Source organism: Lentzea sp. NPDC037011 (assembly GCF_055607425.1).
The window spans coordinates 242,055-257,923 of record NZ_JBVJRT010000003.1; the positions used below are offsets into that span (position 1 = coordinate 242,055).

Consider the following 15,869-nt stretch of genomic DNA (forward strand, 5'->3'; position numbering starts at 1 on the left):
ACACCAGAGGCGGCCAGCTCGCCCGCACCACCTGCCAATCGGAAACGGGGGATCTGTCATGCCTGCAGAACTGAAGAACCGCGCGTCCGGACAGCAGGACGCGGACCTGGTCGGCCAGTACCTGCGCGACGTGGGCAGCACGCCGCTGCTCACCGCCGCGGAGGAGGTCGTGCTCGCAAAGGCGATCGAGGTCGGCCTGTACGCACAGCAGCTGCTCGACTCCGGCGACACCACGCGGGACCGGCGCACGCTGCGCCGGCTGGTCGCCGAGGGCGAGCGCGCGAAGGACCACATGATCCGCGCGAACCTGCGCCTGGTCGTGTCGGTCGCGAAGAAGCACTCGTTCCGCGGCCTGCCGTTCCTGGACGTGGTGCAGGAGGGCAACCTGGGCCTGATCCGCGCGGTCGAGAAGTTCGACTACGCCAAGGGTTACAAGTTCTCCACCTACGCCATGTGGTGGATCCGCCAGGCCATCGAACGCGGTCTGGCCGACCAGACCCGCACCGTGCGCCTGCCGGTGCACGTCGTGGAAGAGGTCAACAAGCTCAACCGGATCGGGCAGAAGCTCTCCGCCGAGTTCGGTCGCGAGGCCACCGTGGAGGAGATCGCCGCGCACGCCAAGGTGTCCGCGCAGCGCGTGCATGACCTGCGCGACGCGGCCCGCACGTGCGTGTCGCTGGAGACGCCGGTCGGCGACGAGGGCGACTCGGTGCTGGGCGACCTGATCCAGGACGGTGACGGTGTGTCGGCGCCGGACCTGGTGGAGCAGCAGGAGTTCGTCGAGGGCGTGCGGTCGCTGCTGGAGGTCCTGCCCGAGCGCCAGGGGCGGATCATGCGGCTGCGCTTCGGCCTGGAGGACGGCCGGGAGCGGACGCTGCAGGAGGTCGCCGACGAGCTCGGCCTGACCCGTGAACGGATCCGCCAGCTGGAGAAGCAGTCGCTGGCCGTCCTGAAGTCCACCGGCCGCCCGGAGGAGCTCTTCGCTCTCGCCGGCTAAAGCCGCCTGTGCTGTCTCACAACCGCGCACGAACGCCCCACAGGCCCATCGGCCCGCCCCCGCTGCCCAGGCATCTGCAAGTACTTGCAGATGCCTGGGCAGCGATGAGGCGGCGAGTGGTCAGCGGCGGTGTTTGTACAACGGCACGGACGCCGCCGAACCGGGCAGGTGCGGATTCGGGTTGGCCGCGCACACCGTGCCCGCCGCAGGCAGCTTCACGTCGAGCAGGTACGCGTTCATGTGGTCCGTGATGCACGCACTGACCCCATAAGCCGTGTGACCCCATCCCGCGTAGGTGAGCAACCGGCTGTTGGGCAGCTGACGGGCCACGGCCTGCGCACCGCGGTAGTCGGTCGCACCGTCGAAGTAGTTGCCCACCACCAGTACCGGTGCGGAGGTGCGGGCGTTCCACGGGCCCGTGTAGCGGTCGGGGTTCGTGGGCCAGTTCGCGCACGCGGCGTTGCCCCACCACCAGTACGGGCCGAACTCCGAACCCGCCTCGGCATAACGCCCGATGGCGCGGTAGGTCTCGAAGTTGCGCGGGTACTCGATGTCGGCGCACGCGTTGCCGTTGTAGGCGTCGAAGAAGTTGTCGTAGTCCGGTTCCGCGGCGGTCAGCACGGTGCCGGTGGAAGCGTCGGAGAGCCTGTCGAGCAGGGCGGCGATGGCGGGCCAGGCGTCGGGGGCGTAGCCGGTGCCGATGGCCGTGCCGATGATGGCGTCGTAGGTGTAGGTCTGGTCGCCCAGCTGGATCGGCTTGGCCTTCGCCGCGGCGAGCAAGGCCTTCCAGCGCTGGGCTGAGTTCGGGGCGAGGGGGCACGCCGCCTCGTCGCACAGGCGCAGGAACTCGTCGAACACCTCCTTGCCGGCGATGCGGTCCGACTCGATCTGGCGGCCGCCCGACCACAGCACGGGGTTGAGCACGCCGTCGATCGCGAGCGCGCGGACGTTGCGGGGGAACAGGTTCGCGTACGTCGTGCCGAGGAACGAGCCGTAGGAGAAGCCGAGGTAGGTGAGCTTGCGGTCACCGACGGCGCTGCGGAGCAGGTCCAGGTCGCGGGCCACGTCGGCGGTGCTCATGTGGCGGGCGATGGGCTCGCCGGAGCGGCACTTCGGGCCGAGGGCGCGGTAGCGGTCGAAGAACGGGCGCTCCTGCGCCGCCCGGTACGGGAAGCCGGGCAGGCCCTCGAAGAACTCGTCCAGGGCCTCCTCACTCGGGAAGCAGTGCAGCGGGTCGGAGCGGCCGACGCCACGCGGGTCGAAGCCGACCACGTCGAAGCGGCCCCGCAGTGCGGCCGAGAGCTGGTCGCCGATCGAGTGGGCCAGGTCGACGCCGGACCCGCCGGGACCACCGGGGTTGAGGAACAGCGACCCGATGCGGCGGGCCTTGTCGGTGGCGGGCTTGCGGGTCAGCGCCACGGTGGTCGTGGCGCCGCGCGGGTCGTCGTGGTCGAGCGGCACGCGGACCGTGCCGCACTCGAAGCCGGGGTGCTCCGGTCCGCAGGCCTGCCAGTCGATCCCGGGCGCGCCCTGCTCGGCGTGCGCCACCGGGGTGAGCGTGACCATGAGCGCTGCGAGCGCGACGAGCGCGGTTGTTCGCATGGACGAGTCCCCTCGTGTCAGCCAGGAGCGCTCTTCCTATCTCGCTGCGGCGGGGTGCGTGTAGCGACGAAAGTCGTCTTCGACCGACTGGGACGGCGCAGTGCTGAACGGGTTGGGGTTCGCCGGGCACACCGTGCCAGGCGCGGGCAGCGTCACGTCCAGCAGGTACGCGTAGATGTGGTCGGCCGCGCACTGGCTGCGCCGCCACGACACGTGTCCCCAGCCCGCGTACGACAGCAGCCGGCTGTTGGGCAGTTGCCGGGCCACGGCCTGTGCGCCGCGGTAGTCCGTTCCTCCGTCGAAGTAGCCACCCACCACCAGTACCGGTGCGGACGTGTGCGCGGTCCACGGGCCCGTGTAACGGTCTTCGTTTGCTGGCCAGTCGGCGCACGCCGAGTTCGTCCACCACCAGTACGGGCCGAACTCGGAACCTGCCTCCGCATAACGCCCGATGGCGCGGTAGGTCTCGAAGTTGCGCGGGAACTCGATGTCCGCGCACATGTTGCCGAGGTTGGCGTCGAACATGTTGTCGTAAGGCGGAGTCACGAGTGCGGTGACGCCAGGTTCAGCCGCGGCATCGGCGAGTTGGGCGAGCGTGGTCGCGATGACCGTCCACAGCTCCGATGCGTACCCGGTGAGTCGTGCGTGGCCCACGATCTGGTCGTAGGTCCACACCTCGTCGCCGAGCTGGACCGGATTGGCCCGCGCGGCGGCGAGCAACGCGTCGTAACGCTCCCGCGAGGCGGGTGCGAGCGGGCAGGCGGCCTCGTCGCAGAGCCGGAAGAACTCGTCGAGCACTTCCTCGCCGGCGACGCGGTCCGACTCGATCTGACGGCCGCTCGAGTACCGCTCGGGGTCCAGCACGCCGTCGATCGCGAGCGCGCGGACGTTGCCGGGGAACAGGTTCGCGTACGTCGTGCCGAGGTACGAGCCGTAGGAGTGGCCGAAGTACGTGAGCTTGCGATCACCCAGCGCGCGGCGCAGCAGGTCCATGTCGCGTGCGACGTCGGCGGTGCTCATGTGCCGTGCGATCGGCTGGTCGCACTTGGCGGCCAGGGCACGGTACCGGTCGAAGAACGGCCGTTGCATCGACGGCCGGTAGGGGAACAGCGGCAGGTCGGCCAGGTACTCGGCGCGCTCCTGCTCGGAGGCGAAGCAGCGCAACGGGTCCGACCGGCCGATGCCGCGCGGGTCGAAGCCGACCACGTCGAACCGGCCCTGGGTCCCCGCCGACATCCGGGCGCCCCACGCCCACGTGTAGTCGAGGCCGGAGGCACCGGGGCCGCCGGGGTTGAACAGCAGCGACCCGATCCGCCGCGCCGGGTCCGCGGCGGGCAGGCGGGTCAGCGCGAGCGTCGTCGTGGCGCCGCGCGGGTGGTCGTGGTCGAGCGGCACCACGAGCTGCGCGCACTCGAAGCCGGGGTGGTCGGGGCCGCACGCCTGCCAGGCGATCGGCGGCACCGCGGCCCACGCGGGTGGTGCGGGCGCGAGGGTGGACACCGCGACCGCGACCGCCGCGACCAACCTGGGCACGAACGCGCGCATGGCTCCCCTTCCAGCGGGCTGAGGAGCCATTCATAGCCGTGATCAGTCGGGCCGTCGATGCTTTTGACGAACTCCCAGCTGAGCGGCGATCTGGTCGTGGATCGGCGTGCTCATGACGACCGGTCCCGCCGGTGCGGCGGGAGGTGTCGGACCAGCCTTGTCGGTTTCCTCCGGCATGCGAGGAGCGTAGGCAAGGTCGTTGACCCCCCAACGACGCCGACCGGGATTTCACCTTCCTTGTACCCCAGTAGGTGATACCCGATCGAGCGATTTGCGCCCCGCGCCGAGGGCGGGCCGCGGAACAGCCGCCGATCGCGTCTTGTTGTGCCGGTACATGGACAACGAGCAGCGTGGCCGCGTGCGCGTGGAGCACTCGGCGAAGCGGGTCCGCACGTACTCCGGTGGCGAGCTGGTCGCGGACACGACCGCGCCGCGGCTGGTTTGGGAGATCCCGCACTACCCGGCGTACTACCTGCCGCTGGCGTCCGTGCGTGCCGAGCTGAGGCCGACGGGGGAGACGCGGCACTCGCCGAGCCGGGGCGAGGGCGTGCTGCACGACGTGGTCACCAGGGGCGGAGTGGCCGAGGGAGTCGCGCTCACCTACCCCGGCTCGCCGGTCGAGGAACTGAGGGGCCTCGTGCGGTTCGAGTTCGCGGCGATGGACGAGTGGCTGGAGGAGGACGAGCCGGTCTACGTCCACCCGCGCGACCCGTACACGCGCGTGGACGTGCTGAACAGCTCGCGGCACGTGCGGGTGGCGTTGAACGGCGTCACGCTGGCGGCCTCGGCCCAGCCGCGCGTCCTCTTCGAAACCGGCTTGCCACCGAGGTACTACCTGCCGTTGAGTGATGTCCGGTTCGACCTGCTCCGCCCCTCCGCCACGCAGACGCGGTGCCCGTACAAGGGCACGGCGACGTACTGGTCGGTCGAGATCGGCGGGGTCCTGCACGAGGACCTCGTGTGGATCTACCGCACCCCGCTGCCGGAGAGCCAGAAGGTCGCCGGGCTGGCGTGCTTCTACAGCGAGAAGGTCGACCTGCACCTGGACGGTGAGCTGCAGGAACGGCCGAAGTCGCCCTGGTCGTGACCAGCACGCGCCGACGAGACCCTTCACACACTGCAAACTTGCAGTGACTGCAAAAATATCCTGTACTGTCGACCCGTGAACCAGTCGGGGGAGAGCCTGCGCGACCGCAAGAAGCGCCGCACGCGTGCCGCGCTGGAGCGGGCGACGCTGCGCCTCTCCGCCGAGAGGGGCTTCGACCACGTCACCGTGGAGGAGATCGCCGCCGAGGCCGACGTCTCGGTGCGTACCTTCTTCAACTACTTCGCGAGCAAGGACGACGCGCTGATCGGCGCGGACCCGGAGACGGGCCCGCGCATGGCCGAGCGCGTCCTCGCCGCGGACGGGGTCACGCCCTTCGAGGCGTTCCGCGCCGCCGTGCTGGCGGAGATCGACGACGAGCTGAACAACGCGCGTGACCTGTGGCTGCTGCGCAAGGACGTGCTGATGCAACGCCCCGACCTGCTGGTCCGCGCGTTCGCGTCGAGCGCGGAGGCCGAGCAGCTGATCGGCGCGGCGGTGGCGCAGCGCAGCGGGCTGCCCGCCGACCACCTGTACCCGCGGCTGCTGGTGGCCGCGGGCACCGTCGCGTTCCGCTGCGCGGTCACCCGCTGGGCGCTCGACGACGAGGTCGCGCTGGGCGACCTGATCTCCGAGGCGCTCGACCTGCTCGGTGCCGGACTGGCTCACGCACCGCACCACCACGAAGGGGGACCCTCATGAGCACCGGAACCGAAGCGCCAAGACCCGCCCACAGCAGACGCGACGTCCTGCAGGCCATGTCCGGCCTGATGATGGGCATGTTCGTGTCCATCCTGGCGAGCACCATCGTCTCGAACGCCCTGCCGCGCATCGTCGCCGACCTCAAGGGCTCGCAGTCGATCTTCGCCTGGATCGTCACCGTCGAGCTGCTCGCGATGACCGCGACCGTGCCGCTGTGGGGCAAGCTCGCCGACCTCTACAGCCGCAAGCTGCTGATCCAGGCCTCGCTGAGCCTGTTCGTCGTCGGCTCGCTGATCGCGGGCTTCTCGCAGAACATCGAGATGCTGATCGTCAGCCGCGTCGTGCAGGGCCTCGGCGCCGGTGGTGTCACCGCGCTCGCCACGATCGTGATGGCGGCGATGATCCCGCCGCGCGAGCTCGGCCGCTACTCCGGTCTGTTCGGCGCCGTGTTCGGCGTCGGCACCGTGGCCGGCCCGCTGATCGGCGGCCTGCTGGTCGACACCTCCTGGCTGGGCTGGCGCTGGTGCTTCTTCATCGGCGTCCCGTTCACGCTGGCCGCGATCTGGCTGCTGCAGCGCACCCTGCACCTCCCGGTCGTGCGCAACGAGAACACGAAGATCGACTTCCTGGGCGCGTTCCTCATCGTGTCCGGTGTGTCGACGCTGCTGGTGTGGTCCTCGCTGGCCGGCCAGAAGTTCGAGTGGGCCTCCGGCTGGACCGCGCTGCTCGTGTCGCTCGGCGTGGTGCTGCTCGTCGCCGCGGTGTGGGTCGAGTCCCGCGCCCACGACCCGATCATCCCGCTGTCGATCTTCCGCAACCGCACGGTCTCGCTGGCCACCCTCGCGAGCGCGCTCGTCGGCGTGGCGATGTTCGGCGGCACGGTCTTCCTGTCGCAGTACTTCCAGCTCTCGCTCGGCAAGACCCCGACCCAGGCCGGTCTGCTCGGCCTGCCGCTGATCTTCGGCCTGCTGGTGTCGTCCACCGTCGCGGGCCAGCTGATCACGAAGTACGGCCGGTGGAAGGCGTTCCTGGTCGCCGGTGGCGTCGTCATGGTCGCGGGCATGCTGCTGCTGTCCACGATCACCGCGCATACCACGGTGTTCATGGTGGGCGTCGACATGTTCGTGCTCGGCGTGGGCGTCGGCATGCTGATGCAGAACCTCGTGCTGGCGGCGCAGAACGACGTGCCCGCCCGCGACCTCGGCGCCACGACCTCGACGCTGACGTTCTTCCGCTCGCTGGGCGGCGCGATCGGCGTCTCGGCGCTGGGCGCGGTGCTGGCCAGCAAGGTCTCGTCGCTGACCGAGGAGAAGTTCGGCCCGATCGCGACCGCCGGCGGCGAGAACGCGGTACCGGACATCACGAAGCTGCCGCCGGAGGTCAAGGCCGTCATCGCCGACATCTACGCCACGGCGACGGCGGAGATCTTCCTGGTGGGGGCGCCGTTCGCGGTGCTCGCGTTCCTCGCGGTGGTGTTCATCAAGGAGAAGCCGCTCAAGGAGCAGAGCGGGGACGAGCGACTGGCGGCGGAGATGACCGCGGGGCACTGATCCTCGTAGTTCGGCACCGGCGCGGACCCCTGACTTTCGTCGGGGGTCCGCCCCGTCTTCCGGGTCGGGTGCCGCGGGCCCGCGCTTCGTACGGTCACGACCATGAACAGCATCTGGGCGATCGGCCTGGTCGCCGCACTGGTCTCCCCACCCGATCTGTCCGCAGTGGACGGTCACGTGGCCGCGTACCTCGCAGAGGCCTCCTACCCCGGAGTCGCGGTCGCGATCACGAAGGGGGACAGGGTGATCGCGACCAAGGGCTACGGCCGCGACTCGACCGGCGCGCCGCTCACCGAGCACTCGAAGATGGCGATCGCCTCGGTCAGCAAGTCGTTCACCGCCTTGGCCGTCCGCCAGCTCGCCGACGCGGGCAAGCTCGACCTGGACCGGCCGGTGCGCACCTACCTGCCCGAGTTCGAGGTCGCCGACCCGCGGGGCGGGCGGATCACCGTGCGACACCTGCTGGAGCACACCTCGGGCATCACCGACCGGACGTTGCCGGAGAAGAGCCTGCCGCAGCCGGACACCCTCGACGGGGCGGTCCGGCGGGCGCAGCAGGCGACGCTCGCCGCCGATCCCGGTGCCGAACACCGGTACACCAACACGAACTACCACGTCGCCGCGCGGGTGGTGGAGGTCGTGTCGGGTGAGAACTTCGACGACCACCTCAGGAAGCACGTCTTCGAGCCGTTGGACATGCGCGAAACGGTCGCGATCGACGTGACGCCGCGCGACCTGCCGGCCGGCTACCGCACGGGACACGGGTACGCGTACGGGTTCTCGGTCGCGGTGACCGAGCCGCACCGGTTCGTCGCCGGGTCCGACGGGGTGGTCACCACCGCCGCGGACATGGGCAGGTGGCTGGCGGCCCAGGGGCGGCTGCGGCCGCAGGAGGGGCTGGGCTGGGTGCGCGACGGGCGCGGCCTGCGGCACAACGGCATCTGGTTCACGGCGACGTCCGGGCAGTTGCTGACGTCGTCCGGGTACGGCGTCGCGGTCATGGCCAACAGCGGTGTGGGACTGGGCAACGAGGGCACCTCGCAGCTGGAGGACGGGATCGCGGACCTCCTCGACGGGAAGGTGCCCGCGCAGCCGTCGTCGTTCCGGCTGCTCACGGACCTCGTGCTGGCGGCGCTGACCCTGCTGTCGGTGGCGCTCGGCGTGCGGGCGCTGCGGCGGCCGCGGCGGTGGCCCAGGCCGTGGCAGGTGCTGCGGTTCGTGCCGGTGGGGCTGCTGGTGGCGGCGCCGTGGTTGCTGGGGCTGCTCTACGGCGGCGGGCGCGACATCACGTTCTTCCAACTGGCGCACTATTCGCTGCCGCTCGTGGTGTGGTTGGGCGTGTCCAGCGTGATGAACATCAGCGTCGCGGTCGTGCGGTGGCGGCGGTGAAGGCGGCGGCGCTCGCGGCGTGCGTCGCGGTGGCGGCGGCCGTGTCGTTCGCGATCGACGACTCCGTGCCGCCGTGGACGGCTGCGGTGTGCGTGCCGTTGTTCGCGGTGTCCTTCCTGCTCGGGCGGCGCACGGCGGTGCTGTGGCCGGCCGTGCTGTTCCCGCTGGGGGCGCTCGCGGGAGGCGTGGCGGCCGGGATCGTGGCGGTCGCGGTGGCGCTGCCGTGGTTCCTCGGCCGGGTGGTCCACCAGCAGGCCGCACTGGCCGCCGCTGCCGTCGAGGCCGCGCACCTGCGGGAACGCACCCGGATCGCGCACGAGGTGCACGACAGCCTCGGCCACGAGCTGAGCCTGCTGGCGCTGCAGGCCGGGGCGCTGGAGATGACGCTGCCGCCGGAGCACCGCGAGTCCGCCGCACAGCTGCGGCGCACGGCGGCCGGTGCCACGGAACGGCTGGCGGACCTGGTGTTCCTGCTGCGCGATGGTGAGCCGGCCGCGGTCGAGCGTGTGCGGGACCTCGTGGACCGGGCCGTGCGGGCGGGCCTGGACGTCCGGTTCGCCGCGGACGGACCTGTGCCGTCCACAGTGGAGCCGACCGTGCGCAGGGTCGTGCAGGAGGCGCTGACGAACGCCGCGAAGCACGCGCCGCACTCGGTGCTGCACCTGACCGTCACGACCGCCGACGCCACGACCGTCGTGGAGGCGAGCAACGCGCTGGGCGGACGGCGGGCCGCCGGGTCGCGGCTCGGCCTGGTGGCGTTGCGCGAACGGGTGCGGCTGGCCGGCGGTACGCTGCGGACCACTCGTGGCGACGGCAGGTTCGAGCTGGTCGCGACGCTGCCACAGCCGGGGGACCAGTGATCCGCGTACTGCTCGCCGACGACGAGGCCATGGTGCGGGCCGGCGTGCGCGCCATCCTGAGCGCCGACCCGGCTGTCGAGGTCGTCGCCGAGGCCGCCGACGGTCACGAGGCCGTCGACCTCGCGTTGAGGCACCGCCCCGACGTCGTGCTGCTGGACGTCCGCATGCCCCGCCTCGACGGCCTGCGGGCGGCGGAGGCGCTGGTGCGCCACGGGTTCGGCGTCGCGATGCTGACGACGTTCAACGACGACGGCTACCTCGAACAGGCCCTCGACGGCGGCGCTCGCGGGTTCCTGCTCAAGTCGGGCGACCCGCGCGAGTTGATCGCGGGCGTCCACGCGCTGGCCGCCGGCGGCGCCTACCTCGCCCCGAAGGTCGCCGCCCGGATGATCACCCGGTTCCGCGGCACCCGGACCGGCGCCGCCCGCGCGCGGGTCGAGGAGCTGACCGCCCGCGAACGCGACGTGCTCGCGTTGCTCGGCGAGGGCCTGTCGAACGCGCAGATCGCCCGGCGGCTGGACCTGGTCGAGGGCACGGTGAAGGGGCACGTGAGCGCCATCCTGACCCGGCTCGGGGCGCAGAACCGGGTGCAGGCGGCCATCGTGGCCCACGAGGCCGGTCTGCCCCCTCGCACCTAGCCACCCCTGCCTCTGCCGGCGTCTGCAAGTACCACCAACTCAACATCAACAAGCACTTTTCCACTACCAACAGCGCCTGCGGCTGACCTGCGCACGCAGCCTGGTTCGGCGAGTGGCGACCATGTTGGTGGTGGTCAGCGGCGATTCGATCATGGGTTGGCAGTACTTGCAGATGCCGGCAGCAGCAAGGGGGAGGTCAGTACGGGAAGTGGCCGTGGGAGCCGGCGACGGTGACCCAGCGGGTCGCGGAGAACGCCTCCACGCCCCACCGGCCGCCGAACCGGCCGTAGCCGCTCGACTTCACCCCGCCGAACGGTGCCTGCGGCTCGTCGGCCAAGGTCTGGTTGCCGACGTGCACGATGCCGGTGCGGATGCGGCGGGCCAGTGCGAGGCCGCGGCGGGTGTCCTCGGTGAGGATGCCCGCGGTGAGGCCGTGCTCGGTGTCGTTGGCGATGGCGACGGCCTCGTCGTCGTCGGCGACCGGCACGATGACGACGGCCGGGCCGAAAATCTCCTGGCGGAAGATCCGCATGTCCGGGGTGACCCGGTCGAGCACGGTCGGTCCGGTGCCCTCGGTGCGCCGTCGGGCGCCCGCGGAGACCGCCTCCTCGACCAGCGCGGACACCCGGTCCGCGGAACGCCGGTTGATCACCGGGCCGAAGACGGTGCCGGGGTCGCTCGGGTCGCCGTGGGGGAGCGCGGCGAGCTTGGCGACGAAGCGGGTGGTGAACTCCTCGGCGATCGAGCGGTGCACGAGGACGCGGTCGGTCGACATGCAGATCTGCCCGGAGTTGTGGAACGAGCCGAACACGGCCGCGTTCACGGCGTGGTCGAGGTCGGCGTCCTCCAGCACCAGCAGGGCGTTCTTGCCGCCGAGCTCCAGCACCGCCGGCTTGAGGTGCTGGGCGGCCAGGGTGCCGACGGTGCGGCCGACCTCGGTGGAGCCGGTGAAGTTCACGGCGCGCACCCGCGGGTCGGTGATCAGCGCGGCAGCCACGTCGGCGGCGTCGGCGGGGTCGTTGGTGACGACGTTCAGCGCACCGGCGGGCAGCCCCGCCTCGTGCAGCACCTCGGCGATGAGCAGACCGGCGGTGATCGGGGCGTCCTCGCTGGGCTTGAGCACCACGGTGTTGCCGGCGGCGAGCGGGGCGGCGACGGCGCGGGTGCTGAGGATGACCGGCGCGTTCCACGGTGCGAAAGCGGCGACGACGCCGAGCGGTTCGCGCACCGCGAGCGACAGCTGGCCCGCGGTCTCGGTCGTGAGGACCTCGCCGACGGGCTGGGTGACGGCGGCCGCGGACTCGCGCAGCACGTTCGTCGCGAGCGCCACGTTGAAGCCGGCCCACCCGGCGACACCGCCTACCTCGGCGGCCATGACCCGCACGACGTCCGGTGCCCTGGCCTCCAGCAGGTCGGCCGCGCGCAGCAGGATCGCGCGCCGCGTGGCCGGGGAGGTCGCCGACCACTGCTCGAACGCCGCCTGGGCCGCGTCCACGGCACGGGTCACGTCGGCGGTGCCGGCCGCGGCCACCACGGCGAAGACGTCGCCGGTGTAGGGGTTGAGGTCCTCGGTCGTGCGGCCGTCCAGTGCCGGAACGCTCTCGCCGCCGATGAAGAGTTCACGCTTTTCGCTCGCCACAGCGCAGAGTAGAGCCGCAGGCGAGCTGATCATCCAACCCCGCTTTCCGGTGGGTGGAAACCGGACTCCATCGTCCGGGCGATGCCGCGGGCCGCGACCTGCAACGCCGCCACCAGCCGCCCCCGCACGCTGCGCAGGTCCGGCACCACGATCCCGAGCGCGGCCACGACCCCGCCGCGCACCTCGACCGGCACCCCCACCGAGCACGCGCCGAGCGTCATCTCCTCGAACGTCTGCGCGTACCCGTCCCGCCGGATGCGGTGCAGCTGCGCGCGCAACCGGGCCGGATCGACGATCGTGAACGCCGTGCACCGCGTCAGCCGATGCGCCAGCACCTCCTCCTGCACCTCCGCCGGCGCGTGCGCGAGCAACACCTTCCCGACGCCCGTGGCGTGCAACGGCAACCTGCTGCCCGTCGTGCTCACGATCGGCACCGACGCGTGCCCGGACACCCGGTCCAGGTACAGCACCTCCGCACCCTCGCGCACCGCCAGGTGCACCACGGCCCGCGTGGCCGCGTGGATGTCGTGCAGGAACGGCTCCGCGACCCGGCTCAGGTCCACCTCGCCCGCCGCCAGCAGGCCGAGCCGCCAGATCCGGCGCCCGATGACGTACTCCCCGGACGCGAGCCGCCGGACCGCGCCCCAGCCCTCCAGCTCGGCGAGCAGGCGGTGGGTGGTGCTGACCGGCAGGCCGCTGCGGCGCGCGATGCCGCTGAGGGTCTGGGCGCGGTGGCGGGTGTCGAAGGTGCCGAGCAGCGAGAGCAGCTTGGCGGAGACGGTGGCGCTCACGCCGGAATTCTGCCCCCTCCCCGCGACGGGCGCTCCGGGCTCAGGCGCCCACGCTCACCCGCACCGTGAACCCGTCGTCACCGCGTCCCATCGACACGTAGTTGCACGTCCGGTGCAGGATCCACAGCCCCAGGCCCGCCGTCTGCGTGGCCTCCGTCGGCATCAGCCCCACGAGCGGGTCGGACGGCCCCGTACCGTGGTCGGTCGTCGCGACCACCACCCGTGCCGCGTCCGCCCACAGCCGGAACCGGACCGGGCCGACGCCGTGGGTCAGTCCGTTCGTGATGATCTCGCTGGCCGCGTAGACCGCGTCGTGCGCGCTGTCCTCGTCGAGCCGGACGCCGGCGATGGCCGCGAGGACGGCACCGCGCACGGCGGACGGGGTCGGGTCGACGAGCTCGACCAGCGGCGGCGCCTGTTCGAGGACGTCGGGGCGTGGTGCGCTCAGCGGAGCGCCGTAGTGCGGGTTCGGCGTGCCCTGACCGGCGACGTTGGGGTGGGTGCTGGCGACGTCGGCCAGCACGTAGTCCGGGGTGGTCCTGGTGTCGTAGGGGCACAGGCCGTGGAGCGGGAACTCGGCGTAGGCCCGGTTGACGGCGGCCTCGTAGCGGGCCCACCAGTCCCAGGGGGCGCCGACGCCGGGGTGGGGGACGTCGCCGACCACGTGGATGCCGGTGGCACCGGCGGACACGAGCTTCGCGCAGATCTCGCGGTAGCTCGCTATCGCGTCCGCGGGACGGGCGTACTGGTCGGCGGCGGGGAGGTAGGTCACGGCGTCGTCGCGGCCCAGTGCTCCGCGCAGCAGGGCCGTGTTGTCCTCCGCGCAGGCGACGAAGGTCGGGTGGCCCGCCCGCAGCCCGTCCTCCACGAACGGCACGGCGAGCGCCAGGAAGGTGTCTTCCGAGTCGTAGAGCGCGCACTCGTGGAAGAACCCCGCCGTCATCGGACGCACTCCACGTCTTCCAGCCCGAGGATGGACACCAGGCGTGCGAGGGCGGACTTCTCCGAGCGCAGCACGAGCGTCGCGGCGTGGGAGCGCGCGCAGTCGTGCAGGGCCAGCAGGCCGTGGTGGTCGATGAAGCGCAGGCCGGTCGCGTCGACGCGGAGCTCGCTGCGGTCCACCGGCGGTTCCGCGCGCAGCAGGGCCAGCGGCAGCAGCTCGCGGCTCGCGCGGTCGATCTCGCCGACGAGGGCCAGGCCGTCGGCGGTGGCGTGCAGGCGGAACGGGGCGCCGCGGGCGTTGCTGACCGGGTGCATCGACGCGAGCTGCTCGACGGTGCCGTCGGCGAGCTCCGGGCGGTGGTAGGCGCACATCGCGGAGAACGGCGAGCCGGTCATGTACCGGTCGATGAGGTGCTCGTAGCGGCAGAACGCGTCGAGCGAGGCCGGTGAGCTCACCAGCGCGGTGGCGTCCGCGGCCACCCGCAGGCCGGTGAAGCCGTCGGCCAGTGCGGCGCTGGTGGCCTCCGCATAGGCGGCGACCTGGTCGTTCGGTGACACCGTGGCACCGGAGCGGTACCGCGACTCGAGCGGGATCACCTCGGCGGAACCGTCGCGCAGCGCGGCGGCCAGGACGGGGGACGACGCGAGGTGCCCGGCCAGCTCGCGGGCGTCGCCGCGGGCCACGTAGCAGGCGCGCTGGCCCCTGACGAGGCCGTCCACGAGGAACTCGGCCGCCCGTGCGCGGAAGTCGGTGAAGTCGTCGAACGACCAGCAGAGGTGGTCGCTCGTGCTCATCCCGACGACGACGTCGGTAACACCGGACGTGCGCATGGCGCCTGATCCTACGCGCAGCACGATCCTCCACCCTGGCGATCCTCCGGCCGGCCGGTCCGTGCGTGACGGCGCGCGCGGACCGGTCCTGCGCTACCGTCGTGAACCGGGTCCAGCAGACAGGCCGCGCTGCCCATCTGGAGGTTGCCACGTGCACACCGACGACCAAGCCCCCTGCAGCATCACGAGCGAGAGCGTGGGAGCCGCGGTCGTCGTGCACGTCGCGGGCGAGGTCGACCAGGTCACCGCCGACGACCTCTCCGACCGGCTGGGCGAGGTGGTGCGGCCGTCCGCGCCGGTGGTGCTCGACCTGACGGGGCTGCACTTCCTCGGGGCGTGCGGGATCAGGGTGCTGCTGGAACAGCACGAGCGGTGCGTGCGCGACGGCGGCTCGTTCGCCGTGGTCGCGACCAGTGCCGTGGTGCTGCGGCCGTTGCGGGTGCTGGAGCTGGAGGACGTGCTGAACGTGCGGCCCTCCGTGCCGGAGGCGTTGCGCCGCCAGGAAGTCCCGCTGGCCTGACAACGTCCACCGAGGAGGGTGCGGTGCCAGGCCCGGCGTGCGCGATGCCGCGGCGATGAGCCCTACAACATGGGCGGCATCAGCCGGTAGGACTCGGAGTAGTACTCGCCGCTGCGCCTGCGGTGATCCTCGGGGTCGGCGTCCGCGTCGTACTCCGGCGCGTCCTTGATCTGCTGCCTGGTGCGGTCGACCCACACCTTGCGCTCGTCGTGGTCGACGCGCCGCACCGTGCCGACGGGCAGCACGACCTTGTGCCCGAAGATCCACGGCCCGGTGTCGACGAGCAGGCAGTCGCCGGGCACCTCCGCGTTGTCGTCGTGGACCTTGCCGATGCTGCCGTCGGTCGCCTCGACCTCGTAGCCGATCAGGCCGGTGTCCGGGCGGTGGGCCAGGTCGGTCGCGTCGTCGTCCTGCCCGAACCAGGACTGGTCGCGCCACACGAACGGGACGAACGGAATCGGTTGCATGTGGACCCTCCATCTCGTTGACGGGCTTCGGGTACCCGTTCGTGCTTAGGTGGTGAACATGACCGATGAGAACGTGCTGGGCCGCATCGACGAGCTGGTCGAGGAAGAGCACCGGCTGCGGGAGGCGCTGGCGGCCGGCGAGATCTCCTCCGAGGAGGAGCGCGCCCGGCTGCGCGCGCTGGAGGAGTCGCTCGACCAGTGCTGGGACCTGCTGCGCCGGCGCCGGACCGCGCGGTCGGCCGGTGGTGACCCCGACGACGTGCGGGCGCGGTCGGTGGGCGAGGTCGAGGGCTACCTGCAGTAGTCCCCGCG

Annotated in this window: 16 protein-coding genes; 9 read left to right on the forward strand and 7 right to left on the reverse strand. The window is 71.8% G+C overall.

The genetic code is table 11. The features are described from left to right. The first annotated feature begins 58 nt into the window (after window positions 1–58). Window positions 59–997, forward strand: a complete 939-nt coding sequence (locus ACZ7CH_RS09715; RefSeq protein ID WP_360389772.1) for a sigma-70 family RNA polymerase sigma factor — start codon at window positions 59–61, stop codon at window positions 995–997. A 120-nt stretch (window positions 998–1,117) separates the two neighbouring features. Here the strand turns inward: ACZ7CH_RS09715 and ACZ7CH_RS09720 are convergent, their stop codons facing one another. Further along, window positions 1,118–2,599, reverse strand: a complete 1,482-nt coding sequence (locus ACZ7CH_RS09720) for an alpha/beta hydrolase (RefSeq protein ID WP_470373583.1) — start codon at window positions 2,597–2,599, stop codon at window positions 1,118–1,120. A gap of 36 nt (window positions 2,600–2,635) precedes the next feature. Next, entirely contained in the window at window positions 2,636–4,144 is a 1,509-nt protein-coding gene (locus ACZ7CH_RS09725) for an alpha/beta hydrolase (protein WP_470373584.1), read from the reverse strand. A gap of 334 nt (window positions 4,145–4,478) precedes the next feature. Here ACZ7CH_RS09725 and ACZ7CH_RS09730 point away from each other — a divergent pair, with 334 nt between their 5' ends. From ACZ7CH_RS09730 to ACZ7CH_RS09755, 6 genes are all read left to right on the forward strand, one after another. Beyond that, window positions 4,479–5,231, forward strand: a complete 753-nt coding sequence (locus ACZ7CH_RS09730) for a DUF427 domain-containing protein (RefSeq protein WP_470373585.1) — start codon at window positions 4,479–4,481, stop codon at window positions 5,229–5,231. A gap of 75 nt (window positions 5,232–5,306) precedes the next feature. Next, window positions 5,307–5,930: an acyl-CoA-like ligand-binding transcription factor gene (locus ACZ7CH_RS09735; RefSeq protein WP_360389760.1), complete on the forward strand. Its 624-nt coding sequence runs from the start codon at window positions 5,307–5,309 to the stop codon at window positions 5,928–5,930. Continuing rightward, a complete protein-coding gene (locus ACZ7CH_RS09740; RefSeq protein WP_470373586.1) occupies window positions 5,927–7,480 on the forward strand; it encodes an MDR family MFS transporter in 1,554 nt (517 codons plus the stop codon). Before ACZ7CH_RS09735 ends, ACZ7CH_RS09740 begins: the two co-directional genes overlap by 4 nt. Before the next feature lie 102 nt (window positions 7,481–7,582). After that, a complete protein-coding gene (locus ACZ7CH_RS09745; protein ID WP_470373587.1) occupies window positions 7,583–8,869 on the forward strand; it encodes a serine hydrolase domain-containing protein in 1,287 nt (428 codons plus the stop codon). Beyond that, entirely contained in the window at window positions 8,857–9,729 is an 873-nt protein-coding gene (locus ACZ7CH_RS09750) for a sensor histidine kinase (RefSeq protein WP_470373588.1), read from the forward strand. Before ACZ7CH_RS09745 ends, ACZ7CH_RS09750 begins: the two co-directional genes overlap by 13 nt. Then, complete coding sequence (locus ACZ7CH_RS09755; protein WP_470373589.1) at window positions 9,726–10,367, forward strand: response regulator; 642 nt, start codon at window positions 9,726–9,728, stop codon at window positions 10,365–10,367. The genes ACZ7CH_RS09750 and ACZ7CH_RS09755 overlap by 4 nt, the downstream gene beginning before the upstream one ends. A 196-nt stretch (window positions 10,368–10,563) precedes the next feature. On the opposite strand, the gene ACZ7CH_RS09760 is transcribed toward ACZ7CH_RS09755, so the two are convergent. From ACZ7CH_RS09760 to ACZ7CH_RS09775, 4 genes are read right to left on the reverse strand one after another with little or no spacing between them, the layout of a single operon-like run. Then, window positions 10,564–12,006 (reverse strand): aldehyde dehydrogenase family protein, encoded by a 1,443-nt coding sequence (locus tag ACZ7CH_RS09760; protein WP_470373590.1) that lies wholly within the window; start codon window positions 12,004–12,006, stop codon window positions 10,564–10,566. A 29-nt stretch (window positions 12,007–12,035) separates the two neighbouring features. Beyond that, entirely contained in the window at window positions 12,036–12,797 is a 762-nt protein-coding gene (locus tag ACZ7CH_RS09765; RefSeq protein WP_360389743.1) for an IclR family transcriptional regulator, read from the reverse strand. Window positions 12,798–12,837: 40 nt separating this feature from the next. After that, window positions 12,838–13,740: a sensor histidine kinase gene (locus ACZ7CH_RS09770; protein ID WP_360389740.1), complete on the reverse strand. Its 903-nt coding sequence runs from the start codon at window positions 13,738–13,740 to the stop codon at window positions 12,838–12,840. Next, window positions 13,737–14,570, reverse strand: a complete 834-nt coding sequence (locus ACZ7CH_RS09775) for an MEDS domain-containing protein (RefSeq protein WP_470370363.1) — start codon at window positions 14,568–14,570, stop codon at window positions 13,737–13,739. Before ACZ7CH_RS09775 ends, ACZ7CH_RS09770 begins: the two co-directional genes overlap by 4 nt. Window positions 14,571–14,721: 151 nt before the next feature. Between ACZ7CH_RS09775 and ACZ7CH_RS09780 the strand changes: the two genes are divergently transcribed. Next, window positions 14,722–15,090, forward strand: a complete 369-nt coding sequence (locus tag ACZ7CH_RS09780) for an STAS domain-containing protein (protein WP_360389734.1) — start codon at window positions 14,722–14,724, stop codon at window positions 15,088–15,090. A 62-nt stretch (window positions 15,091–15,152) separates the two neighbouring features. Here the strand turns inward: ACZ7CH_RS09780 and ACZ7CH_RS09785 are convergent, their stop codons facing one another. Further along, complete coding sequence (locus ACZ7CH_RS09785; RefSeq protein WP_360389731.1) at window positions 15,153–15,557, reverse strand: PRC-barrel domain containing protein; 405 nt, start codon at window positions 15,555–15,557, stop codon at window positions 15,153–15,155. Window positions 15,558–15,615: 58 nt separating this feature from the next. On the opposite strand from ACZ7CH_RS09785, the gene ACZ7CH_RS09790 reads away from it, so the two are divergent. After that, on the forward strand, window positions 15,616–15,861 hold the full coding sequence (locus ACZ7CH_RS09790; protein WP_360389728.1) for a DUF2630 family protein: 246 nt from the start codon (window positions 15,616–15,618) through the stop codon (window positions 15,859–15,861). Window positions 15,862–15,869 lie beyond the last annotated feature (8 nt).